Here is a 24,155-nt window from a genome sequence, read left to right as displayed (position 1 = left end):
TAACGCCCTGAGGATGGCCCTCAAACAGAGGGTGGACAAGAAGCTCGAGCTGATCCACCACTCTGACAGGGGGATACAGTACTGTGCCGACCAGTATCAACAGGTCTTACTCAAAAACAACATCCAATGCAGCATGACCCAGGACTCTGATCCTTATGAGAATGCTGTCGCAGAGAGAATCAACGGCATCCTCAAGCAGGAGTTTATGCTTGATGCCGCTGGAGAGGACTTACGTCTGATTCGTAAGGTAGTGAAAGAGTCCATTGATGTGTACAACCGACAAAGGCCCCATTATTCAAACCACCTACTCACGCCGGAGATGATGCACCAACAAGACCAGATCAAAATGAGAACCTATAAAGCTAAAAGCAGTAGAAGCCCTAGGGCTTCTACTGCTGAATTTGTTTAACTCCAATCACCTAAAAATCTGTATCGTTTTTTTAGGTCGGGACAAGCTTCAAGTAAAAGGCTAACGGCTAAAACCTAACAGCTAATAGCTCTTATATCACCTGCGTCTTGCCAGGTACTGCTACCGGGTAGTATCCATCTGGTCCGGGAAGTACCTTAGGCATAGCGTCCCAGGCCAGCTTATCCGGGAAGAGGTTGATATTTGAGTTCAGAGCGTCATCCCACTTCACCAGCTTGCCCGAGTAGGTAGCCATCCGGCCCATAATGGCCGTCATAGTACTTTTGGCGGTGCGCTCAGCATCGGCAAACTTATACTCTCCTTTGGCGATAGCCTCAAACAGTTCATCGTGCTCTACCTGGTAGGGGTTCTTGTCGCCTTTGCTGTCGTGGGCGTATATGACGCCTCCTTTATAATCTTTCAGTACAGTACCTTTGTCACTGAAGCTGTCGATGCGTCCTTTGGTACCCACGAAGGCCTCATCTACTTTGCTGTAAGTACCTTCGTAGTGACGGCACTGACTCGAAATACAGGTACCATCAGCGTACACCATATCCAGCATGTGGTGGTCAAATATCTCGCCGTACTTTTTGTCCGTACGTACCTGACGGCCACCAGTACCTTGTATGCTTACCGGATAGGCGTTCTTCGCCCAGTTGGCTACATCTATGTTGTGTACATGCTGCTCCACGATATGGTCGCCGCACAGCCAGTTGAAGTAGTACCAGTTACGCATCTGGTATTCCATCTCGGTCATGCTGGGCTGGCGCTCACGCACCCATACGCCACCACTTACCCAGTACACCTGTCCGCCCACGATGTCACCCAGGGCACCGTCGTGGATGCGTTTCATGGCTTCGCGGTAGTTGCGCTGGTAGTGGCGCTGCAGGCCAGTCACCACGTTCAGTTTTTTCTTCTTAGCAATTTCGGCCACTTCAAGCACTTTACGGATACCAGGGGCATCGGTTGCGACAGGCTTCTCCATAAAAACGTGCTTGTTCTGACGTACGGCTTCTTCGAAGTGAGAAGGACGGAAGCCCGGAGGGCTTGCCAGGATCACTACATCGGCCAGAGCAATGGCTTGCTTATAAGCATCCAACCCTACAAACTTGCGAGAGTCGGGTACATCTACCTTACTGACTTCCTTACCCGAAGCATCTTTATATTTACGCTTAGTCAGACCTGTGTACGCTTCTTCCAGACGATCGCGGAAGGCATCGGCCATAGCTACCAGTTTGACGTTCTGGCTAGTGCTAAGAGCTTGTGCTGCGGCTCCGGAGCCACGACCACCACAACCGATCAGAGCGACTTTGATTGTATCGTCTACCGCACTATTATAGCCGTAGGATGCCAGAGGGCTAAGCAGGGCTCCACCCGCCAGTAGGCCGGAGGCTTTTAGGAATTCGCGACGATTTTTTTCCATTGTACTGTATGTTAAGAGTTAAAGGATATATATGCTAAATCAATAGTCTTCGATCAGAGGCGGGTTGTAGTACTTCTCGATCTCCTCCTTCGAAGGTGTTTTCACCGGACGTACCAGGCGCATGCCTACAAAGGAGGCGCTGGTGAGCCACCACTCGCTCTTGGGCAGCTGGGGGTCCAGGATCTTCCAGTCGGGTGACGAGGGGGTACGGGCGGCGCTACGGGCTACCGAAGCATCGTCGTCCCACGATCCGCCCCTGACGGCGTTGGGGTACAGCTCAGTTACGGGAGCAAAGGCTTCTTTTACTTCTCCCTTAGCCCTTTTGGCGTAGTAGTCGGGGTGGTACTGGTCCAGTGTCCACTCCATTACGTTGCCGTGTATATCGTGCAGCCCCCAGGGGTTAGGCTTCTTCTGACCAATCTGCTTGTAAGCTCCGTCACTGTTATCCTTGTACCAGGCATATTCACCCAACTTGGCCGGATCGTCGCCAAACGAGTAGGCGGTCTTGGTACCGGCACGGGCGGCGTATTCCCACTCGGCCTCAGTAGGCAGGCGGTAAAAGATGCCCGTCTTTTCGTACAGCCACTTACAGAAGTAGATGGCCGAGTACTGCGTCATGTTGATAGCCGGATAGCCCGCGCGCCCCATTCCGAACGACATATCTACGTACGGAGGGCTGGGACGGGTACTGGCGTCCGTCTTGGCAATGCTATTGGAAGGGTCGGGGTTACGGGCGGCCATTTCCTTCTCCATGTTCTTGAAGGCATACAGATCATAGATATCCCAGGTGACCTCGTACTTACCCATCCAGAAGGGCTCGATCTTGACCTTGTGCTGCGGGCCTTCGTCCTCGCGGCGGCCTTTTTCGGAAGCCGGGCTTCCCATCATAAACTCACCTCCCGGTATAGCCACCATATCGTAGGTCTGGCTGCTACCCGGAATCTTCTGCGTATAGCTCTTGAAATCGGCCTGTGAAAAAGCCAATAAAGGTGAAAAAACACTAGCTACTAATAATGATAATCGCGTATTCATCAGACAAAACTGCAAATGGGGGTACTTGAAAAAAGTCTATTTAATATAAAGAGTAAAAATAGCGAAGATATACTACACAAAAGATAATTTTTAGGATATGTTTGTTACTAAAGGAGATAGACTTGACCTGCTCTCTTCCCAAAAGCAGGTACTTACCAGCTATAGTCCTAACTTTGGGTTAAAATATTGATCTGATACATGAATTATCTTTCTGCTGAAAATATATCAAAGTCATTTGGTGAAAAGTGGTTGTTCCGTAACATTAACTTCGGGCTGAGCCGGGGTGATAAGGTAGCCCTGATCGGTACCAACGGAACCGGCAAAACTACGTTTCTGAACATACTGGCCGGACTCATGCCGCCCGATGAAGGGCTGGTGAGCCTGCGCAAGGATATCCGTCTGGGGTACCTGGACCAGAGCCCTTCCTTCGACGAGGCGCTGCCCGTGATGGAGGTAATCTTTGCGTCATCCAACCCGGTAGCCCAGGTAGTGAAGCGGTACGAACACGCCCTCGCTACTAGTAATAATAACGAACTGACGGCCATTCTTGGTGAAATGGACTCGCTAAAAGCCTGGGACTTTGAAGCCAAGGCCAAGGAAGTACTGGGGCGGCTGGGCATTCATGATGTGGATGCGCGCTTTGGTACCCTGTCGGGGGGACAGCGCAAGCGGGTAGCCCTGGCCAAGGTACTGCTCGAAGACCCGGACCTGCTGATTCTGGATGAGCCTACCAACCACCTGGACCTGGATACGGTAGAATGGCTCGAGAACTACCTTACTACCCAAAACACCACGCTCCTGATCGTAACGCACGACCGGTACTTCCTGGACAAGGTATGTAACAACGTGGTGGAGCTGGACGGAGGCTCGGCCTATACCTACAAGGGCAACTACTCGTACTTTCTGGAAAAGAAAGCGGAGCGGGAGGAAATGGAAGCCGCCGAGATTGACAAGGCCCGTAACCTGATGCGTAAGGAGCTGGACTGGATCCGTCGGCAGCCCAAAGCGCGTGGTACCAAAGCCAAGTACCGCGTAGATGCCTTCGAAGACCTGAAAGACAAGGCCAGCCAGCGCAAGTACGACAACCAGATGGAGCTGAACGTGAAGGCCACCCGCCTGGGTAGCAAGATCGTGGAGCTGCAGAGCGTAGGCAAGCGCTTCGGCGACCGTGAGCTGATCCATAACTTCCTGTACACCTTCCGCAAGGGCGACCGCATCGGCATCGTAGGGCAGAACGGAATGGGTAAAAGTACCCTGTTGAATATGATCACGGGCGAGCTTCGCCCGGACAACGGACAGGTAGTACGTGGGGATACGGTGCAGTTTGGCTACTACACCCAGAGTGACCTTGAGTTCCGGGACGACCAGCGGGTCATTGATATTGTAAAGGATGTAGCGGAGGTCGTACGGCTGGGTACCGGGCAGACTGTCACGGTGTCGAAGTTCCTGGAGGCATTTCTGTTTTCGCCGTCCAAGCAGCACGACTTCATCTCCAAGCTGAGCGGGGGGGAGAAGCGCCGCCTGCAGCTCTTGCTGGTACTGATGAAGGAGCCCAACTTCCTTATTCTGGATGAGCCTACCAACGACCTGGACATTAGTAGCCTCAACGTACTCGAGGAATTTCTGGTCAACTTTCCGGGCTGTCTGGTGATCGTGTCGCACGACCGTTACTTCCTGGACCGGCTGGTAGACCACCTGTTTGTATTTGAAGGAGAAGGCAAGATCCGTGATTTTCCCGGCAACTACAGCGACTTCCGCATCTGGCAGGAGGAGCAGGAAGCCGGGCAGAAGCGCGAGCAGCAACTGGCCCAGAGCCGACAACAGGCTGCGGCGCCAAGCCCTGAACCAGTCAAAGCTGCCAATACTTCCTCTTCATCCAAGCGGAAGCTGAGCTACAAGGAGCAGCGGGAGCTGGAGCAACTGGAAACGGATATAGCCAAGCTGGAAGAACGCAAGGGGGAGTTGATTGGAAAACTTAACAATGGTGGCTCCCACGAGGAGTTGACCGAATGGGCCAGAGCGATTGAGCAGATAACAGAGGAGCTGTCGGAGAAAGAGATGCGCTGGCTCGAACTATCAGAATTTGCTTAACTTTGGGTATATAACCCGCTACCAGCCATGCGTCGTCATGGCAGATGTCCGGGGTACAGGCTCTGAAACAGAGGGCCGGTACCTCGGCTACTACCTTTGTAAAAACGGCCTTTTATGAATTCTATTCTTGAATTTTTTCAGTATCTGCTTGATTCCGAAGAGCTCATTCGTACGGGTGGGCTTGTTGTGATTACCCTCATCGTCTTTGCCGAAAACGGTCTGTTCTTCGCTTTTTTCCTCCCCGGCGACTACCTCGTGTTCCTGGCGGGGGTGTTCTGTGGTACGCATCTGCTCGACGTACCTCTCTCCGTCCTACTGATATGCCTGTTTGCCGCGGCGGTACTGGGCTCGCTGGTAGGGTACCTGTTCGGTAAGTACTTTGGCGACCAGCTCGAAAACAGAAAGGACTCCCTTTTCTTCAAGCGGAAACATATCGAGACTACCCGCAAGTACTTCGAAAAGTACGGCAGCCGCACCCTGGTCATTAGCCGCTTTTTACCCGTAGTACGTACATTTGCTCCCATTCTTGCGGGCGTAGTCAAAATGCGTCCCGCTGACTTCCTGACCTATAATGTACTGGGAGGAGCCATCTGGATCGGTGGACTGACGGGCGGAGGCTACTACTTCGGCAGCCGCTTCCCCTGGATCATTGACTATGTACACTACATCGTGATCTTCTTCCTGGCCATTACTACCGTGACCGTCGTAAAAGGGTACTTCAACGCCCGCAAGGAAATGAAGGCGGAGCAGGAACGTACGATGAAGTAGATCTTACTCTTCTTCCCTGAACCAGCCCGAGTACGTAATGTAGTTGTTGGCCGTGCGGGTAATCACCTCATCCAGCTCGGGCGACACCTTCTTCAGGAAGCGCGCTGGATTGCCGGCGTATATACTCCCCGGCTCCACGATGGTACCCTGCGTGACGATGGCTCCCGCGGCCACAATGGCCCCTTCGCCTATCACGGCGCCATCCATCACTATAGCGCCCATACCTATAAGTACCCGGTCCTGTATGGTGCAGCCGTGTACAATGGCGTTGTGCGCAATGGATACGTAGTTGCCGATGGTAGTGCCAAACCGCTGGTAGGTACAGTGGATCACGGCTCCATCCTGTATGTTGGAGTTGTGGCCAATCCGGATGCTGTTGACGTCACCCCGTACCACCGCGTTGAACCACACGGTACAGTTATCGCCCATCACTACATCCCCTACTACTGTGGCGTTATCGGCCAGCCAGCAGTTGTCGCCCAATTCAGGTTTTATTCCCCGTACAGATCGTATCAAAGCCATAGTTTCAGGTTTTTTTTCAACCATAAAAGTAATACAGTAGTTGTGTTTTAAAATACGATACGCTCAGATAGAGACATATTAAGCGGCGTAGGTACGGAGCCTGTCGTTTTATCCACAACCAAACTATGACTACTATGGCAACTATACCTCAGGATAAAAGCCTGGACAATACCCTGTCGCTTCTGAAAGACGGGTACGACTTCCTGCTCAACAAACGAAAAGAAAACGGTACTGATGTGCTGGCGATCCGGTTCATGGGGATGAACGTGATCTGCCTGGGAGGAGAAGAAGGGGCGAAGCTCTTTTATGATCCGGACAAGTTTCAGAGGAGTGGGGCGGTACCCAAGCGAATACAGAAAACCCTGGTCGGTGAAGACGCGATACATACCCTGGATGGCGAAAAACACCGGCGCCGAAAGCAGGTATTCCTGACCCTGGCGTCGGACGAGAGCATCCAGAACCTTACGGACTGCTTGCTTAGGGAGTGGGAGGCTATCCTGCCCGTATGGGAGCAGAAAGGGGAGGTGACGCTCTTCCCGGAAATGCAGCAGCTCATTACCCGGGCCGCCTGTACCTGGGCGGGTGTGCCACTACCGGAGGAAGAGGTAGAGCAACGGGCGCAGGACTTTACCGCCATGGTAGATGCCTTTGGGGCCGTAGGGCCCCGGCACTGGCGTGGCAAGCGGGCCCGGAGCCGCACCGAAGAGTGGATTATTGGGGTAATCGAACAAATACGCGACAAGCGGCTCTACGTAGCTGAGGGATCTCCGGCCTCCGTAATCGCGGCCCATACCGAAGACGGCCAGCTGCTGGAGCCCCGCCTGGCGGCGGTGGAGCTGATCAATATGATACGGCCTACGGTGGCTGTTTCTTATTTTATCACATTTGCCGCGGTAGCCCTGCACGAGTATCCGGAGTGTCGCCAGCGGCTCCGGGAAGGAGACCCGCAGTACCTCGAATGGTTTGCTCAGGAGGTACGCCGGTTTTATCCCATTGCGCCGTTTATGGGAGCTCTCGTGCGCGAAGACTTTGAGTGGAAGGGCTACCAATTTGAAAAAGGAACCATGGTAATGCTGGATATATTTGGTACCATTCACGATGAAAAGATCTGGGCACATCCGGAGCAGTTTAGGCCGGAGCGCTTCAGTAGCTGGGACGGCAGCCCGTTCAACTTTATTCCGCACGGAGGAGGGTACCCCGACAAGGGACATCGCTGCCCCGGCGAGCGAATAACGCTGGAAACGCTCAAAATAGCCGTGGACCATCTGGTCAACCGCCTGCGGTACGATGTACCCCAGCAGGACCTGTCGTATAGTCTGAGGCGTATGCCTACCTATCCGGAGAGCGGTTTTGTGATGAACAATGTCAAAGTCATATAGCTGCCTGAGTACTGAGCGAAGGAATGTCGTCGGGCATTCTTACAGATAAACATCCGGCCCATATAGTAGCCCATTACGTAAGCAACCCCACTTGGCAGGAGCAGGAGGCTGTAAATGTGGTGGGCTACTGTTGTTGCAAGTGGGATGCCGCCGCCAACGGCAGGTGGGCGTCAACCTGTTGACCCGCCGCCACGATACTGTGAGGAAGGCTGGAACTGTATCGGAGATAATCCAGAAGCTTTTTGTAATGTCATCTCTGGTCCTAATCAGCACAGTTTTCGTACATACTAGTACAAATAGAGCTCTACCGGGCCGTGCCGTAGAAGTGGAACAATTTTAGTAACTTATTTTCGGTTAAAGAAGGAAACAGGTTTTTCCGCAGGGAAAATCAATATATTGAGCATAAGAATTAACCTAAATGGAAAAGTTATGGCATCAGTTGTTAATATATCAAAGGGGAGCCTGCTGATTGCAGAACCCTTTCTTAGCGACCCTAATTTTGAGCGTGGCGTAATATTGCTGTGCGAGCATAACGAACAGGGGTCTTTTGGGTTCGTTCTGAACCAGGCTACCGAGCTGATGCTTGGCGATGTACTTGAAGAAACGATTTATCAGGATATACCTCTTTACCTGGGTGGACCCGTGGAGAAAAATACCCTGCACTTTATCCACTGTCGCCCCGACCTCATCGAAGGAGGTATCGAGATCGGAGAGAATGTGTACTGGGGAGGCGACTTTGAACAGGTCAAGACACTAATCAATGTCAATCAGCTTACTAATGAAGATCTTCGCTTTTTTGTAGGGTATTCGGGTTGGGGCAGCGGCCAGCTTCTGGACGAACTGCTTCAGAAAACCTGGATTGTATCTCAGACTTCGTCCGACTTTTTGTTCAGCACACCAGCTAACCACTTTTGGCGTGAAGTCCTGAAAAACATGGGAGGCAAGTACCGCTCCATCGCCCATTACCCCATAGATCCAAGCCTGAATTAAAAAGAAGAGACGCAAGCAATTGCGTCTCTTCTTTTTGGTGCCCACTAGTTTTTCTTTTCTGCTTCAATACCTGGTACATTCCGTCCCTGCCGAATCTCTACTTCTTCAACGACTTTATATATAGTATTACTGATTCGATATCCGTATCAGACAGGATACCCTGGAACGAGGGCATTTCGGGATTGTAGCCCTTCACGATTTTGGCCGACGGATTCAGGATCGACTCCCGGATGTACTCATCATCAGCCACAACGGTGGTACCATCCTCTAAGGGGCGCTGGGCACCGTACAGGGGCTGGAAAGGCGGGCCGTACATCCCCTTGGTACGGGTACCTTCCGAATGACAACCGGCACACGCCGTCTTCTGGAACACCTGTTTGCCCTTCTCCGCCGAAGCGACTTCCTTGGGCTGCGCGGCCGAAGCTTCCCGTCGAATGGTCAAAAGGTTGTAGTCTACTTTTTCAAAGCCATGTTTGGCGGGAGTTAGCTCGTCCAGATCATTGATCGTAAACCAGAACTGATCGGTTATTTTACGACCGTCCTTAGCCGCCAGTTGATAGTCTACCTCCATCTGCATCACTTCTTTCATGTCAGGTACCAGCAGTAGTACCTTCTTTCGGTCGGGAGATACGTAAGCGGCCGACACGTACATGGTTTCCTCGCCGGTAGATCCATCCAGCTTGTAGTGGCCGGAGCCGTACTCTTCCGTACGCTTGTAGTTGTACCGCTTCACCCGGAAGTTTTCAGGATTGGCAGCTACGGCCGGATCCAGTTCCGAGTCGAAGCCAAGTACAATGCCTTGCTTACCGGCCTCAAACTGGCTGACCATGTAGCTGGGCTTGCCCGTGTAGCGTAGGCGCAGCAGCGCGCTTAGTCCCTTGGAGTTGGAGCCCCACAGGTTAAAGCCGGCGACGTAAAGTTGTCCGTCTGCGGGATTAACCGCGCCCTTGGAAGTAGGAGCAGGGTAGTCGGCATGGATCACCGAAACGCCTCCCTGTATCCCCTGTGAAGTACTATCTACCAGCACCCTGAACAAACCGGGGCGGCCAAAGGAGAAATGCACCATCTGACCATTCAGCGGTCCCATCTTATCGCTTATAACCCAGGCTTGCGCAATACTCGACTGGTCTATGTGGTGAGGTATCCAGGTCAGTGGTGGGGCAATGGGTGGATTTTCGTCTGTATGGGCAGTAGGTGAAACGCCGTAGTAGTCGCCTTTCCTGATCACGTAGATCGGGGTAGAAGGGACAAAGTTGCCCTGCTGATCGGAGGCAGTCAGGACACCGGTCTGGGGATGGATGCCCAGGTATGGCCCTCTTAAGCCCGTGGCGATGGTCTCGGCTTCACGGCCATTAGGTGAAATCCGGAGGACAACACCATTGTGCTTCGAGCCCTGACGGAATCCTTTCGCAACCTGTGGTGTCATACCGGGGCCGTTGCTCAGGCTACCGCCTTTGGCTACATAGAAGCTGCCATCCGGCGCGTGTACCAGGTCTCCCGCCCACTCACGGCCTTCGGGCGACTGCGACATCACATTGGAGAAGTTTTCGTAGTAGTCAGCCACACCGTCGCGGTTCAGGTCGTGCAGCCGCACGATGCCTTCCCGGCCGAACACGTAGATGGTATCATTCACTACCTCAATGCTCATGGTCTCGTGCATACCCGACGCAAACCGTCGCCACCTCACATTCTGGAGGCTGCGGTCAATGCCATCGATCAGCCATACATCGCCCTCGAAGGTAATGGCCGCGGCGCGGCCATCCTTAAAGAAGGATACATCCGCCACCCGGACGTTCCGCTTCCAGGGGTTGGGTAGGGGTAAGGTTACCTTATCGGTAACGAAGGCTGCCGTATCCGGTGATAGTACACCCCGCGTTACCACATCCTGCTTCCAATAGGCAGGGCCGCCCTTCTGTACGTCAGGAAGAGTAACCTTGGTTGCTTTGGCGGCTTTTTCAAATTGCTTTATTAATCGAGCCGGGCCTTTCCATACTATCACCGTAGCTTCCACATCCTTGCTGGATGGTGCTACTCTGACTTTCAGGTGACCTTTTTCCGATACGCTGGTCGTCATCAGGCGAGTGCCTTTACCGGCCAGTCCTACGGCCGTGACGGTATCCAGGTTAGCGCCCTGATAGATGTACGCGAAGCGAGCATTCTGCTCTACTCTCTTTGCATTAGGTACTTCCGCTAGTACGAGCCCCAGCGCATCAGCCGAGGAGCCTATCCGGAAGGTGCGGGTAAAGGCAGTCTGTCCGCTGAATGAGGTACTTCCGGGCAGCTCCAGCACCGGCGTTTGTCCAACAGTATAGTTCAGTACCACCTTATTGCCGTGGGTATATACGCCGTTCCAGCGGGCCTCCCCAGCCGGTAGCGGTATCCAGTCGCGCTTGGGAGCACCTACCTCGAAATTTGCTGCATTGCCCTTTAAGGCTACCCAGCCGGCGTAGCTTCCGGTAGCCAGCTGAGGAACACCGCCAATGGTAGCCAGTTTATTACTCTTGTTAAAAAAATCACTGTACGACACCTGCGCCATCAGGTTCATGGGCATAAAACTTCGGGTCCAGGCTACCGACCACCGGAGCAGGTCCGTATCAAAGCACACGTAAGCGCTGTCGCTGAGCCGGATAGCCAGCGTCCGTGCTGCCTCATTCTCCTTCGGAAAGCCCGGCCCCAGCTTACGACCGTCAATGGACGTAGAGATAAAAGGAAAGTCGGCCTCGACGAAGCCGCCGAGCTCGAGGGAGTCGGGCTGGGTGGTAATTACCTTCCTGAAGTCGGAGTTACCGGCCATGAACAGCGAAGCTACGGACAGAGCGCCGACCGAAGCTATAAGGGTAACGGTACGCGATAATCTAAACATGGATCAATGATAATTGAAAGCAAGGCCGTTTACTGCACCTTATTAACTGTAATGAACCCGGTTAGCGTATATTTTTACTGTAACCTTCCGGTGATTTTGTACGGTGCAGCCGGATATTGTACTGACGCAGAAAATGCCCGATCTCCTTACATACAGGCCCAAAAAAGTGAAACGCCTGCTACCGGTCCGCTTTATAGAGGACGGTAGCAGGCGTTCTGCTCACTATAATTAGTTTATACTATGGCTACCAGGCTTCCGAAACTGCAACCTTAAATCCGGCTGGTCAGGTAGGCGGCGCTTTTTCCAAGCGCCTCTTTGGGAGCAGCCACCATATCCTGCTCTACATAGTAGTGTTCTACACCTATCTTCTTAGCGGTAGAGATGATACCTTTCAGATCCATAACGCCCTCGCCGGCTGAAGTCATGGAGGAGAAGAGCGGGAACCATTGAGAAGCATCGTTTCCATCGCCACTAAATGTCTTTTTCTCCTTCATATCCTTGAGGTGCAGCATCTTGTACCGGTTAGCGTACTTGTTAAGGTAGTTGACCGGATCGGCTCCCGCAGCGGTGGTCCAGAAAATATCCATCTCCAGGAACACCAGATTGGGATCGGTATTGTCCACTAGTACTTCAAAAGGTACCTTACCATCCACCGGTTTGAATCCGTACCCGTGGTTGTGGTAGCCAAACTTAACCCCGTTCTTTTTGGCATTGGCTCCGATGGTGTTGAAGGTATCGGCCATTTTTCGGTAGTCATCCAGCGTCCGTCGCTTGTCGTCGGGTATGGCAGGTAGTGTCACATACTTCTGTCCCAGTACATTCGCTGCTTCGGCCAGAGGTCCCATGTTTTCCAGCAGCGTGTCCAGGTCGGTGTGGGTACCGGTGGTCTTGAGGCCGTGGTCAGCCAGAATTTTCTTGACTTCCTTCACATCCCGGCCAAAGTACCCGCTTCCGCTAAATCCCAGCATATTGGCGGCGCCTTCCCAGCCTTTTTTGGCTTTGTCGGCACTGAACGGAAACGGGCCGTACATTTCAATTTCCTTATAGCCCAGGTCAGAGAGCATCTTCATGCCTCCCACAAAATCTTCGGAGAGCATTTTAGGAATAGAGAAAAGCTGTATACCCAGTTGGTTATTCTTTTTCAGATCCGCCATTACGCTACTGATTGGTGAAAATGCCGCAGCCGTTAGGAGGCCCGTACTCTTTATGAATTCTCTTCTCGTCGTCATGTTCTGTTATACTTCGGGTCTTATTTATTCTTGTATGCCTTGTCCAGAAAATCGTAACGAGCATCGTCTTTTGCTTTCTCAGTACGTGATACGGCGTCGATGATCATAACCGGAGGCGTAGCATCACCCGCTTTGGCAGCCTCCCAGGTAGGTAGCTTAGCTCCGTTCGGGTTGCCGGTCTTGATGAAGTTGGCAAAGTACTCCGACATAGTTTCTGATACTTTGTAATCCTCGTCGGTCCAGGCGTATTCTTTGATCAGGTGCAGGTTACCCATGCAGTACTCGATTTCGCAGGCATGCGGCGCACCCACGGCTTTGGGAGGCTCGGGAGCATTGGAGGTCTTCTTGATAGTACCTCCCGCCAGGCCCGGAGTCAGGGTATTATCTACCAGGGGCGGGCGCAGCTTGCTGTACAGATAGCGGTATACCGGCTGGGTAGAATTATTGCGGTGCAGGTCAAACCATTTCCAGGTCGAGTAGGAAATGAAACGGTCAGAGGCCAGGGCCGTAGCCGACAGCTCCACTTCTTTTTCGTTTCCATGCGGATACAGTTTAAGGACCTCCTGGTGGGTATCGGGGTACTCGGCTTTGACGCGCTCAATAAAGTTCTCGCGGGTATTAGGTTTTCCCTGCATAAAGGCTCCGGCCGGAATTTCGGCTGAGTTCCAGCCTACCAGCAGGGGTACCTGAGCCTGCTCACGGGCAGCAAAGATCTGCGGAAGGTACTTGGGGAGGAAGTAGCCATCCAGTACTACCGGAAAGCCAAAGCGCTTCGACTCGTCATACATCTCGTACAGGTCGCGTGACGACAGCGCACGCAGTTGCTTCAGCGTAGGTACACCCGCGTTTTTGGCAAATTCAGCTCCCTGTTTCTCAGCTTCGGCCAGGGGTACGGGGGCCATAGTAGGACTGATACCCGCTCCGCTTTCGCCGATGGCTCCGGCTATAAGGCCTTTCGACAAGGGCGATGCCATCTGGTAGCTCACGGATATAGAACCGGCCGATTCGCCCGCGATGGTTACTTTCTTAGGATCGCCACCAAACTGAGCTATGTTTTTCTGCACCCACTGCAGGGCCGCCAGCTGGTCGAGGTAGCCGTAGTTGCCGGATGCTTTGTAAGGAGCCTCGGCTGATAGTTCAGGATGGGCAAAGTTGCCGAAAATATTCAGGCGGTAGTTGCAGGTAACTACTACGATGCCTTTTTTGGCCATAGCCTCACCGTCGTAACGAGGCTCGGAACCGTCGCCCGCTACGTTGCCACCCCCGTAGAAGTACACCAGCACCGGCAGGTCCTTGGTAGTACGCTTGGCCGGCGTCCACACATTCAGGTACAGGCAGTCTTCGCTGACGCCGTTGGAGCGGGAGTTCATATCGCCAAAGACGAGCTTCTGCATGGGCCGGGGGCCAAACTGCTTTGTTTCTTTTACACCCGTCCACTTGTCTACCGGCTGGGGCGCTTTCCAGCGCAGATTTCCGACGGGTGGTTTGGCAAAGGGTACACCGAAGTAGGTCTGGATACCGGTTTTGGTATCGTAGTCCCCCTCGATAGTGCCGGGTTCAATTTTGGTTTGTACCGCAAAGGCATTGGTGTTCTGGGCCTGACCAGCCAGGGATACTCCTAACGCAAGAGCTATGGTATAAAGGACTCGTTTCATAAATAAGGTTGAATTATTATTGTCGCATTTTGCGACAATAATAATTAGTTCTTTAAAATAATCCTATTTAGTTTTGAAAAATTATTAAAACGGGTAGCGGTTCGGAGCTACAACACAACCTATGCAGGGAGACAATTACCTACATCACATAGCCTACGACTCAGTAATTTTTGGATTTTCAGGAGAGAAGCTGAAGATACTAATACTGGAATATCACAACACCGGCCTGTTCGCTTTGCCGGGTGGATTTGTCCGTAAAGACGAAAATCTGAACGATGCCGTACAACGAGGACTTAAAGAACGGACGGGGCTGGACCAGATTTACCTCGAACAGTTTTATACATTTGGCGACGTAGCCCGTTACAAGCCCGAAGTGATGAAGCAGATTATTCAGGCTAACCATACACCCGACGAAGACCTGTCGTGGTTGCTGGACCGGTTTATAACGGTGGCCTACTATGCCCTGATTAATTATGCGGAGGTAGTACCTACGCCCGATGCCTTGTCGGACTCCTGTGGGTGGTACGATGTGGACCAGCTACCTCCCCTGATGCTCGATCACGCGCAGATTGTGCAGAAAGCCCTGGAAACCCTGCGGGAGAACATCAACCGTAAGCTGGTGGGAGGCAATCTACTCCCCGCCCGATTTACCATGAAGGAGCTGCAGCATGTGTACGAAGCCATTCTGGGCGAAAAGCTCCACCGGGGTACCTTTCAGCGGAAAATGCTGAGCCTCGGTGTGTTGCAGCGCCACGAGAAGCAGTACTCTGGTGCCGCTAACAAGGCTCCTTTTCTGTATAGTTTTGGGTGAGGGCGCATCGTAAATCTGTTGTAACTTTGCCTGCTTACAGGGTAGTTATGACCTATACTCATTTGCAATCCTACACATCCTATGCATGAAGCAGCATTACCTACTCTTCACCTGTTCGATCTGATTCTTTTCTTTTCGGGTGTAGCCTGGCCCCAATGCTACCACATACGTATTCCAAATTATTCACTACCCCATGAAGCCCTTCGTTCTGTTCTTACTATTCAGTGTGACAATGGCTATAGAAGGTAATAGCCAGACCCCAAAGTACCCCGTTCCCCAAGGGTATTACCCCTACCTGGACCTGGACAAAAAGCCTTACTCCCTTTCTGCTGACTTTGACAACGATGGGGTAAAGGATCTGGTAACGGTGTACTCCAAAAGCCGCTCCGGCGAGGAAGAAAACAGGGTGGCTGTATATCTAAGCTCTGTGTATTCAAAATCAAATACTGTCTATTCCTTTCCGTTTAGCACACACCACTACGACCTCCAGTTCAATGACAAGACCAAAGTACTTAGCGTAGGAGCGTGCCTCGGCAATGGAAGGTTCTGTATGAATTTCAAGTTCAAGTACTATCCCTCTATAGCCAGCATGCGGCTGATCGGCTACGACGAAGAATCATTTGGTAATGCGGTGCATGAGGGGGCTTATACAAAAACGGTGAACTTACTGACCAACAAGTACGATATCACAAAGCCCACCCTGAAGAAGAAAATCACCAAAGAGGCATCGCTACCCGTTATGAGCCTGGCTAACTTTGGAGAAAAGGACATTGAACGCCTGGGTGACCTGGGGAGAAGTTTGATTGACAACTAGGCTCCTTTTCTGTATAGTTTTGGGTAATGAATAGAAAAAAGTCAGAGCCGATGTAACATTTATCCGGCACCCGCATCAAAGCGATAAAATTAGGATGAAGACTATCTCATTTACTACCGCTCTACTGATTATGGCCGCTATGGCCTTCGCCCAGCCCCAGGCCATTCGGGTAGTGAAGAAAGGCCAGGGAACTGCCGTTCTTTTTCTGCCGGGTTTTACGTCACCGGGCTCGGTCTGGAACGAAACCATCCGCCACCTCAATGGGGAAGTGCAGAGCCACGTGGTCTCCTACGCCGGCTTCAACGGCCTGCTACCCGTCGATACGCCCTGGTACCCCCGCCTCCGGCAGGAGCTGCTGTCGTACATTGAGCAGCAAAAACTGACGGACCTGACTATCATCGGGCACAGTATGGGAGGCAGTCTGGCGGTGGATATAGCCGCGGCCCTTCCCGACCGCGTTACCAAACTGGTACTGGTGGATGCCATTCCCTGCATGCGGGCGCTCATGATGCCCGGCGTACCGGCCTCGCAGATCTCCTACGAAAGTCCGTACAACAAGCAGATGCTGGAAATGCCAGATGAGCAGTTTGCTCAGATGGCCCGAGGCATGGCCGCCAACATGACCAACCATAAAGCCATGGCCGATACCCTCGCCCGCTGGATCCTGGAAGCCCACCGGCCCACCTACGTGTACGGGTACACCGACCTGCTCAAACTGGACCTGCGGGAAGTACTGCCTGGCATAAAGGCCAAAGCCCTGATCCTGGGTGCTCCGTTTCCGGATGAGAAGGTAGTCCTGGAAAACTTCCAGAAGCAGTACGCCGGGCTATCGGCCAAAACCATTCAGATTGCTCCCGCCAGCAAGCATTTTATCATGTTTGACCAGCCCGACTGGCTGTACGAAAAAGTAGCCGCCTTTCTAAAAAATGAGTAGCTCTCCCGCCCAGTTACCGCCGTTTGAGTCGCTGTACCAGCAGTACCGCCCGATGGTACTCCAGGTGTGCCTGGGCTACGTGCAGGGCGACCGGGACCAGGCCAAGGACCTCGCGCAGGAGATTTTCATCAACGTCTGGCGGGCCCTGCCGCAGTTTCGGGGCGAGGCCTCCGCTAAGACCTGGATTTACCGCATCACCGTCAATACCTGCCTGATGTACATCCGGACTACCCGCCGAAAGGAGAAAGTAGCTCAGGAGGCCGTACACCATCTGGTCCAGGCTGATTGGGTAGAGGAGGGCGCGATGTACCAGCCTTTGTACCAGGCCATCGGAAAACTACCCGAGCTGGACCGGCTCATTATCATGATGGTACTGGACGAACTGGAATACGAGGAAATAGCCAGGGTAACAGGTATCAATGCGGTGAGCCTGCGGGTCAGGATTCACCGGATTAAAAACAAACTCAGACAATTACTCTAATACATACTACTATGGACGAGCTTTCAAACCAGTGGAAAAAAGCGAGGACGCAGCTAAAAACAACCACTACCGATAGCACCCAGCTGGTAGGGCGGGCCCGCCAACGACAGCGAAGTTCGCAGTACTTCCAGCTCGGAAATATTCTGGTCCTGACCATCACCCTGATCGGGGTCGGATCCTTCTTTTATTGGGTGGCTCCGGTCAGGGAGGTACTCAGCCGGGTAGGGGTAGTATGTATGCTAGGTGGGCTGTTGCTCCGTATCGCGATAGAGGTGTGGAGTATCTATAAATCCCGAAAGATACGGCTGGGTACCACTACACTCCAGGCCACCCAGGAGGCCGTCGGGTACTACAGCTTCCGCAAGCGGGTTCACGGACCGGTCACCCTTTCTATAGTCGGTATGTATATACTGGGTTTTTATTTGCTGACGCCCGAGTTCAGCCTGTACATCCCTTTCAACTGGATGGTCCTGATGCATGTGTCATTCGTAGTCATGGCAGTATTCCTCTTTGTTCAAATCCGTAAAGGCATCAAAAAGGAAATGAAAAGCCTGGCCGAACTGATCGAGATACAAAACGACCTCCAGGCCACCCCGACCGGTACAGAACTGGACTCCTGATTTAGGCTTTTTCTTATTTAAGAGTAGTCACCCGCAGGTCTGGATTTTCCTTTTCAAAGGGGGCTCGATCCGCTTTCTTTCCGTTCAGAGCCTCATCGAAGTACGAGATGAGTGTCTTGCTGATTAGCTGGAGGCACTTGTTTCCATCAATGGGTCCTAATCTGTATTTACGGATATTCTCAGGAATCATAACCGTGGGAAGTAGCGCGTAGTCCTGAAAGTTGGAGTGGTACATTCCTGCAATGGCTATGTACTTTCCCTGCGAAGCATGGGCCGTGGCTTTAGTCATTTGCTGATACCGCCATCCCAGGTCAGGATCTGCCTGCATTTCGGTAAAGGATTTCTTGTCGAATGCAGCAGGGATTTGGTTTAAAAACAGGACAGATCCTCGCGGAGCCGCTTTCAGGCTGGCATCCATCATATCTCCATCCATATTTACTGCCGCTTTGATCTCCGGATTTATATCTGCAGCCAGTAGGGCGGCGGCACCACCGAGTGAATGTCCGGCCAGAGCAACTCTTGCCGGATCTATATGCTTTGTTATATTTTGTAAGGGTGCGCTTCCGGTTTTGATCTGGTGCAATACGAATGTAATGTCATCCGCTATTAACTGATAGCTGTCTTTGGGCTTATCGGCGGCTATGAACGTACCATCGGAGGCCTGCAGAACGGGAGCCAGGGGAGAGGAGTTGAGAGCGGCTACCATGTACCCGGCACTCACCAGCTCCTGAATGATGTAGCTGTACTCAAGTGTGGACCAGCCCATACCGGGTGCAAACAGGATCAAAGGAAATTTCTCCTTTCCATTCAGACGAAGGCCTTCGGTAAAATAAGCTTTCCCAAAAGCCACTGCTTTGCCTGCTTCACCACCTAATTTCTTTTGTAACACGGGCAGGTACTGCTGCCGCCATTCGTCAGTCGGAATGATATAACTGGTGGTACTGACAGATGTAGTAGGGTAGTAGATAAACAGGGGGATTTCCCGGTTCTGACGCGAAGGGTCTTTCAAACTCAACCCATATCGACCTACCTGAAATTTTCCCGATGGCTTAGGAAGTACCAAGGGCTCTGCCTGGTCCTGTGACCAGCCGTATCTCGTTACAGACAGAAGAATGAATAGAATGAATGTTTTTTTCATGGCGCTTTCTTTGGCTAATTAGGGTTTGAAGGTATGCTATCATTACTCTGTTCTGATCTACTTCTTCTTCCTAACCTCAGGAGGGGAAATAGCAGACACTAGTGAAGCAAACGGAAGCAGGTACATTATATTACCGGGTTTTTGTTAAACGGTAATCCAGGATTATGTACGGTAGGGCTGCCTATCCGCTTAGGATTTAGCGTGTTGCTTTATGCTTGTTTTAGCGGCCATTTTGTATTTTGCAGACACGCCTATTCCAGGGTGTTCAAATAAAGCAACATGAAAAGACTACTATTGATCACTCTCATTTGGATAATCAGCCTGACGGCTAACGCCCAGCCTAAAAAGTACCACGCTGCTTTCAAGGAAGATTTCAGTAACTCATCGCTCCAAAATTTCAGGTATGGTTCCACCGGGACTAAGGCCGATTTTAAATGGAAGTCCGGCGTACCCGCTCCGTCGGAGCCAGCTACGAAGGTACTCTTGTTTCAGCTCGATCCTGCCGAGGCAGCGGGCGCGGGGAAGGGGCCGGAGATTATATCCAAAGACTTCACCCATTTTGGTACCTACTCTGCCCGGCTCAAAATTCCGGATGTCCGCCAGACTCAACCCAACGTCGGGGCAGTTGTGGGGTACTTTACCTACCACGTCGACAGTATACCCGGACTGAGCGAAATTGATTTTGAATGGCTCCTGGCCGATCCTGAGATCATCTATGTAGGTACCTGGACGGGCCCGACCGACTCCCTGGTGCGGGTTGGGCGTACGATTAACCTCGCCGAGGGTACCATCTACAATACCATCCATCGAGTAACCCACAGTGGAGCGTCTACCCCGCTGTCCGGACGCCAGAACCAGCCCGAACGCATTGCCGCCCTCGCGGACTATGACGCCTCGGCCCGCTTTTATACCTACGGCTTCGACTGGTACCCCGACCGCATCCGCTGGTGGATGCTCCACCCGACCACGGGCGACAAAATTGTGCTCTGGGATTATCAGGGATCATCTCTGGGTATTCCGCAAAATGCTTCACACTACCGGATGAATTTCTGGCATACGGACAACTGGTCGGTCGAGACGAACCCCCAGTCGCTCGAAAAGCCGCGCAACCGCTACCCATTGGAAGTGGATTGGATGTCGTATGAGCCCATGAAGAAGTAAGGCTGACGAGTACTGTTTGTTGGAGTTGGTTGAGCTGTTGTATGTGAACTTGTTAACACCTGCTAACACCTGCTAACCCCGATTTGTAATCGGGTGTTGCTTCATTTAGCGTTTGCAACGCTCTACTATAACCCAAGCTGCTCTAGTAGGAGTTATAACATACCACATAGACGCTTTATGCCCAGCAGCCAGTACTTCATTCGCAACCAGGAAGGCGTGTATTTCCTCACCATGACGGTAGTGGATTGGGTGGATGTGTTTAGTCGCCCCGCCTACCGCTACATCATAGTTGACTCACTACGCTATTGCCAACAGCAGAAAGGACTACAGCTGTATGGCTGGTGCCTTATGTCCAACCATCTGCATCTGTTAGCTGCCGCGGCTGATGGTTATAACCTCTCGGACATCCTGCGGGATATGAAAAAGCATACGTCCAAGCAGCTTGTGAAAGCGATTCAGGAAGAGCCGGAAAGCCGCCGCGACTGGATGCTTCAACGCTTTGCCTATGCCGGGAAGTACCAGACGAATGTGAAGGAGTATAAGTTTTGGCAGGATGGGAATCAGGCTGAGGAATGTACCTCCCAAGCTTTTCTGCTGGAAAAGCTGCACTACATTCACCAGAACCCGGTGCGGAATCTGATAGTAGAGGAGCCGGAGCATTATCTGTTTAGCTCGGCGCGGACCTATGCAGGAATTAAGGGCCTGCTGGATGTGGAGTTATTATAGGATTTTGTTTGATATTTATCGCGTTATAAACGCTATGTGATGCAACCCCGATTGCAAATCGGGGTGAGCAGGGGTGAATGTATTCACAGCTTTGTTTTTAGACAGACTGTTATAACTTTAACTAACTTAATACCTAAATCTGATATCCATGAGAGATACCTTTTGCCTTCTGATTCTGCTCGGAATATTATCTTGCAATAGGACAGAATTGGACACGGTAGAACCTGAGTACCGGGACTGGTACACACTCAAGTCACCTATCGACCAGCAGATACAGGGGGTATGGGGGGACCGAGATAATACCCTTCTGATAGCAACTACCTTCAATATATTCCGCTCAACCGATCAAGGCAGAAACTGGCAGGAAGTCGATTCGCAGCAAAGTGGTATATCAGGTATAATTGAATACAGGGACACGCTGTTTGCTATGAATGGACTTATGACCGAACAAGACAGACAAGTTTTTGTTAACGCTGGCAAATACAGCGTTGACGACGGAAAAAGCTGGACACCATACCGAAAGGTAAATCTCTTTTTCGATAAATGGTCCGCTATCGGCCCTGTCACACATCAGCAACTTTACGCCAATCCGGTCATAGCGCCGAATGGCTTATCCTACAAAATCAACCAAGTTTTTGTGGACAGTCCGATGGCGACATCCGGCCATTTTGAGACCCCTGGTGTCATTACGTCAGATGGACGTGAAATTGTCCTCCCTCAACTTCATCAGTTGCGCAGTTTATATTTAGACAGTAAGCAGCGCCTTTACATTTCTGGGACTGATGCCGTCTGTGGACGAGGTGGCAAAACAGGTGAACCCTTTTCGTTTTGTAACAGCAGGAAAGGTAGAGGAGTCGTTTATATTTCAAAGAATCCGCTGCCCTGATGTCTCCCGCTCACCCCGATTTGCAATCGGGACGGTCCCCCGCTGGGGTTGCATCCACTAGCGTTTGCAACCGGGGCGCGCAGCCGCGATAATCAACCTACTCCACTACCACCTTCCTACCACCCGGATAGCTGCGGTACTGGCCGAGGTACATGGTGTCGGCGGCGGAGCCTACCGTGAAAGTACTCTAAAGAACACCCGTAAGTGTACTACCGCGTAGGCGTCATCTGCACGGAGGCTACTTTCCAGCTACCGCCCTGCCGTACGGATACTACCGTAAATACCACTTCGGTATCAAAGCCCCGGTTCTGGAATGTGCCCCTCACCTGCCAGTTACCATTCGTAACGGCGGCATCGCCATAGGTGCGGGTACGGAGGCTGTATAGGGTACCCGAGTCAATTACTATGAAGCCTCCGGCTACCGATTGGGCAAGGGTACCTCCGTCGATGATGCTTCCGTCGAAACTCACGATACCAAAATCCGGGGTGAGCAGGCTACCCAGGGCGCGGCCATCTTCGTTCAGCAGGGCCTCAAAAAAGGCATGGGTACTAGCCGTGGGATCCTGGGCGGAAAGGCTGCCGGACTGGGCGTAGGTAGCAAGGGTACTTAGTGCAAATAGGAGAGTAAATACTAGATTTTTCATGGCAAATAGCAGGTAGTTGGGTAGTAGTTGGATGACGCTTACGAACTTTAGTGAGTAATGTGCAGAAAAGGCCTCTGAGCTCAAAACATTTTAGGATAAGTATTAGTAAAGGGTATGTCATGAAGTGCTTCTAATCAGTATATTAGTGTTAACTCAGAATTGAAACGATTACGTGCCTATGAAACAAACTTTACGCGTATTCTTTTTGGTGGTAGGTAGTGTAACACTAGGCATGGCGCAAAGCCCGTGGCGGCTGAGTACCTCCTTAGGGCCATCGGTTTCGCTCAACCGGCTCTACTCTGACAAACCCATTCCTTCCGGACAGTTTGAAGCCCCCAACGGGTTGGGGGTAGCGTTTGACCTGTCGGCGGAGCGGAGCCTCACGCCCCACCTGTCGTTCCGGCTGGGTGTACGTACCGCCAACCTCAAGGTAGGGACCCGCACCAGCTTTATATTCCGCGATTCGACCGGTACCATCAGTGGCTGGGGGCGCAACAACGGCTACACGCAGTTTTCGCCCGCCAACCTCAATATGGGTCTGACCTACAACTCGCGCCTCTTCTGGCGACGGTTTATTCTGAATGGCGGCGTGGATGCCAGCCTGATCGTCAACCGGTACGATGGCTTCGTGAGGGAGCGCAGCAACCGCATGACCGACGGCCACTGGCCGGGCGACGTATATAACTACGAGTTGGTAAGCACCCATACCCGTAACAATGGCTTTGCCTTTACCCTGCGGGGCGGCGTGGACTACAAGATCGGCCAGTACCGTGCCCTTACGCTGCAGTTCCTGTACAACAACGGTCTCCGCGACCTGTTCCGTATCTCGACCCGCGAACTGGACCTGAATGGCATAAAGTACAAAGCCAACGTCGTGAGCCGCGGTAGCTTTGCCTCGCTGCAGATCGGCTACAAGCAAAGCCTGGACTGGAAGCAGAAGGGGACTTTTCAGACTCCCTATAACGCTGCTATCCCTAACCGCCGCCATGCCAATTGGGCCGATTTTACGGCTGGTTCATCCATGGCAGGCTTTTCGGGCGTAGCCATACCCTATCAAACTGGAGGTAGCTTTGCCAACGTAGCTCTCAAAGGCGGACACTTCGTGACGGACCGTGTATTGGTGGGGGCAGTAGGCTTTGGTGCTTACTCAACCATAGTACCTATCGATGCGCCCCTGCGGGGCTGGGCAGTGGGGCCCATGACGAGGTACCACATCAGTACTACAGCATTCTCCCCCTTTATAGAGGCGTCGTACCTGATCGGGCAGGAGACCGGCGACAGCTACCGGCACGCCTGGCAGTTCATCGCCTTTATGCCCGGCGTTAGCATTCGTCTGAGCCACCACCTCAAAGCCGACCTGGGAGTATATATGCTGCGGCCTACTTATCCAACAGTGGATAATGGCGTAGTATCGCTTCCGCAGCTAGGGCTACACTACTCGTGGTAGTAGCCCCGTTTTTACCGATATACTGACATCCTACACGTACTATCGTTGCCGCTGGAAAGTTAATCCAGCGGCAACATCTGTTGATAGGGATACGGATGCCCACACCACAAATCCGCAAATCTATTTGGCTCTCTT

22 protein-coding genes are annotated in these 24,155 nt (G+C 52.2%); 14 read left to right on the top strand and 8 right to left on the bottom strand.

Features of this window, described 5'->3' with window-relative positions:
* Nucleotides 1–409 (top strand): integrase core domain-containing protein (locus tag JTN23_RS21390; protein ID WP_247237101.1); only part of this gene is annotated, 409 nt, incomplete at its 5' end.
* A 91-nt stretch (nucleotides 410–500) separates the two neighbouring features.
* On the opposite strand, the gene JTN23_RS21385 is transcribed toward JTN23_RS21390, so the two are convergent.
* Together JTN23_RS21385 and JTN23_RS21380 are read right to left on the bottom strand one after the other, a co-directional pair.
* A complete protein-coding gene (locus JTN23_RS21385; protein WP_247237100.1) occupies nucleotides 501–1,829 on the bottom strand; it encodes a Gfo/Idh/MocA family protein in 1,329 nt (442 codons plus the stop codon).
* A gap of 39 nt (nucleotides 1,830–1,868) precedes the next feature.
* Complete coding sequence (locus JTN23_RS21380; protein WP_247237099.1) at nucleotides 1,869–2,861, bottom strand: formylglycine-generating enzyme family protein; 993 nt, start codon at nucleotides 2,859–2,861, stop codon at nucleotides 1,869–1,871.
* Between the two features lie 198 nt (nucleotides 2,862–3,059).
* Here JTN23_RS21380 and JTN23_RS21375 point away from each other — a divergent pair, with 198 nt between their 5' ends.
* Both JTN23_RS21375 and JTN23_RS21370 read left to right on the top strand, forming a co-directional pair.
* A complete protein-coding gene (locus tag JTN23_RS21375; RefSeq protein WP_247237098.1) occupies nucleotides 3,060–4,952 on the top strand; it encodes an ABC-F family ATP-binding cassette domain-containing protein in 1,893 nt (630 codons plus the stop codon).
* A gap of 114 nt (nucleotides 4,953–5,066) precedes the next feature.
* The gene (locus JTN23_RS21370) at nucleotides 5,067–5,720 is read left to right on the top strand and encodes a DedA family protein (protein WP_247237097.1); all 654 of its coding nucleotides are present in this window, start codon (nucleotides 5,067–5,069) and stop codon (nucleotides 5,718–5,720) included.
* A 3-nt stretch (nucleotides 5,721–5,723) separates the two neighbouring features.
* Here JTN23_RS21370 and JTN23_RS21365 read toward each other — a convergent pair whose 3' ends face one another.
* The gene (locus tag JTN23_RS21365; RefSeq protein WP_247237096.1) at nucleotides 5,724–6,242 is read right to left on the bottom strand and encodes a gamma carbonic anhydrase family protein; all 519 of its coding nucleotides are present in this window, start codon (nucleotides 6,240–6,242) and stop codon (nucleotides 5,724–5,726) included.
* Nucleotides 6,243–6,376: 134 nt separating this feature from the next.
* Between JTN23_RS21365 and JTN23_RS21360 the strand changes: the two genes are divergently transcribed.
* Together JTN23_RS21360 and JTN23_RS21355 are read left to right on the top strand one after the other, a co-directional pair.
* Nucleotides 6,377–7,621, top strand: coding sequence for a cytochrome P450 (locus JTN23_RS21360; RefSeq protein ID WP_247237095.1), 1,245 nt, complete (start codon nucleotides 6,377–6,379; stop codon nucleotides 7,619–7,621).
* 429 nt (nucleotides 7,622–8,050) lie between these two features.
* Nucleotides 8,051–8,611, top strand: a complete 561-nt coding sequence (locus JTN23_RS21355; protein ID WP_247237094.1) for a YqgE/AlgH family protein — start codon at nucleotides 8,051–8,053, stop codon at nucleotides 8,609–8,611.
* Between the two features lie 97 nt (nucleotides 8,612–8,708).
* Here the strand turns inward: JTN23_RS21355 and JTN23_RS21350 are convergent, their stop codons facing one another.
* The 3 genes from JTN23_RS21350 to JTN23_RS21340 form a co-directional block, all read right to left on the bottom strand.
* Entirely contained in the window at nucleotides 8,709–11,474 is a 2,766-nt protein-coding gene (locus JTN23_RS21350) for a DUF6797 domain-containing protein (RefSeq protein WP_247237093.1), read from the bottom strand.
* Nucleotides 11,475–11,743: 269 nt separating this feature from the next.
* On the bottom strand, nucleotides 11,744–12,703 hold the full coding sequence (locus tag JTN23_RS21345; protein WP_247237092.1) for a sugar phosphate isomerase/epimerase family protein: 960 nt from the start codon (nucleotides 12,701–12,703) through the stop codon (nucleotides 11,744–11,746).
* A gap of 20 nt (nucleotides 12,704–12,723) precedes the next feature.
* Entirely contained in the window at nucleotides 12,724–14,358 is a 1,635-nt protein-coding gene (locus JTN23_RS21340; protein ID WP_247237091.1) for a carboxylesterase/lipase family protein, read from the bottom strand.
* A gap of 121 nt (nucleotides 14,359–14,479) precedes the next feature.
* Between JTN23_RS21340 and JTN23_RS21335 the strand changes: the two genes are divergently transcribed.
* The 5 genes from JTN23_RS21335 (at nucleotide 14,480) to JTN23_RS21315 (ending at nucleotide 18,018) form a co-directional block, all read left to right on the top strand.
* Entirely contained in the window at nucleotides 14,480–15,169 is a 690-nt protein-coding gene (locus tag JTN23_RS21335; RefSeq protein ID WP_247237090.1) for an NUDIX hydrolase, read from the top strand.
* 193 nt (nucleotides 15,170–15,362) lie between these two features.
* Nucleotides 15,363–15,983, top strand: a complete 621-nt coding sequence (locus JTN23_RS21330; protein ID WP_247237089.1) for a hypothetical protein — start codon at nucleotides 15,363–15,365, stop codon at nucleotides 15,981–15,983.
* A 94-nt stretch (nucleotides 15,984–16,077) separates the two neighbouring features.
* Complete coding sequence (locus JTN23_RS21325; protein WP_247237088.1) at nucleotides 16,078–16,917, top strand: alpha/beta fold hydrolase; 840 nt, start codon at nucleotides 16,078–16,080, stop codon at nucleotides 16,915–16,917.
* Complete coding sequence (locus tag JTN23_RS21320; RefSeq protein WP_247237087.1) at nucleotides 16,910–17,398, top strand: RNA polymerase sigma factor; 489 nt, start codon at nucleotides 16,910–16,912, stop codon at nucleotides 17,396–17,398. The genes JTN23_RS21325 and JTN23_RS21320 overlap by 8 nt, the downstream gene beginning before the upstream one ends.
* An 11-nt stretch (nucleotides 17,399–17,409) precedes the next feature.
* Nucleotides 17,410–18,018 carry a hypothetical protein gene (locus JTN23_RS21315; RefSeq protein WP_247237086.1) on the top strand — a complete coding sequence of 203 codons (609 nt, stop codon included), beginning with the start codon at nucleotides 17,410–17,412 and terminating at the stop codon, nucleotides 18,016–18,018.
* 13 nt (nucleotides 18,019–18,031) lie between these two features.
* Here JTN23_RS21315 and JTN23_RS21310 read toward each other — a convergent pair whose 3' ends face one another.
* Nucleotides 18,032–19,156: an alpha/beta hydrolase family protein gene (locus JTN23_RS21310; RefSeq protein ID WP_247237085.1), complete on the bottom strand. Its 1,125-nt coding sequence runs from the start codon at nucleotides 19,154–19,156 to the stop codon at nucleotides 18,032–18,034.
* 279 nt (nucleotides 19,157–19,435) lie between these two features.
* Between JTN23_RS21310 and JTN23_RS21305 the strand changes: the two genes are divergently transcribed.
* The 3 genes from JTN23_RS21305 to JTN23_RS21295 all read left to right on the top strand — a co-directional run bounded on the left by JTN23_RS21305 (nucleotide 19,436) and on the right by JTN23_RS21295 (nucleotide 21,929).
* Nucleotides 19,436–20,317 (top strand): glycoside hydrolase family 16 protein, encoded by an 882-nt coding sequence (locus tag JTN23_RS21305; RefSeq protein WP_247237084.1) that lies wholly within the window; start codon nucleotides 19,436–19,438, stop codon nucleotides 20,315–20,317.
* Between the two features lie 177 nt (nucleotides 20,318–20,494).
* Entirely contained in the window at nucleotides 20,495–21,043 is a 549-nt protein-coding gene (locus tag JTN23_RS21300) for an REP-associated tyrosine transposase (protein WP_247237083.1), read from the top strand.
* Nucleotides 21,044–21,191: 148 nt separating this feature from the next.
* Nucleotides 21,192–21,929: a beta propeller repeat protein gene (locus JTN23_RS21295; protein WP_247237082.1), complete on the top strand. Its 738-nt coding sequence runs from the start codon at nucleotides 21,192–21,194 to the stop codon at nucleotides 21,927–21,929.
* 209 nt (nucleotides 21,930–22,138) lie between these two features.
* Here JTN23_RS21295 and JTN23_RS21290 read toward each other — a convergent pair whose 3' ends face one another.
* Complete coding sequence (locus tag JTN23_RS21290; protein WP_247237081.1) at nucleotides 22,139–22,573, bottom strand: nuclear transport factor 2 family protein; 435 nt, start codon at nucleotides 22,571–22,573, stop codon at nucleotides 22,139–22,141.
* 178 nt (nucleotides 22,574–22,751) lie between these two features.
* On the opposite strand from JTN23_RS21290, the gene JTN23_RS21285 reads away from it, so the two are divergent.
* Nucleotides 22,752–24,020 carry a hypothetical protein gene (locus tag JTN23_RS21285; protein ID WP_247237080.1) on the top strand — a complete coding sequence of 423 codons (1,269 nt, stop codon included), beginning with the start codon at nucleotides 22,752–22,754 and terminating at the stop codon, nucleotides 24,018–24,020.
* Nucleotides 24,021–24,155: the final 135 nt, after the last annotated feature.

It is taken from the genome of Telluribacter roseus, assembly GCF_017355915.2.
In the GTDB taxonomy this organism is placed as follows: Bacteria; Bacteroidota; Bacteroidia; order Cytophagales; family Spirosomataceae; genus Telluribacter.
This window is presented reverse-complemented; position numbering and strand designations above follow the sequence as displayed.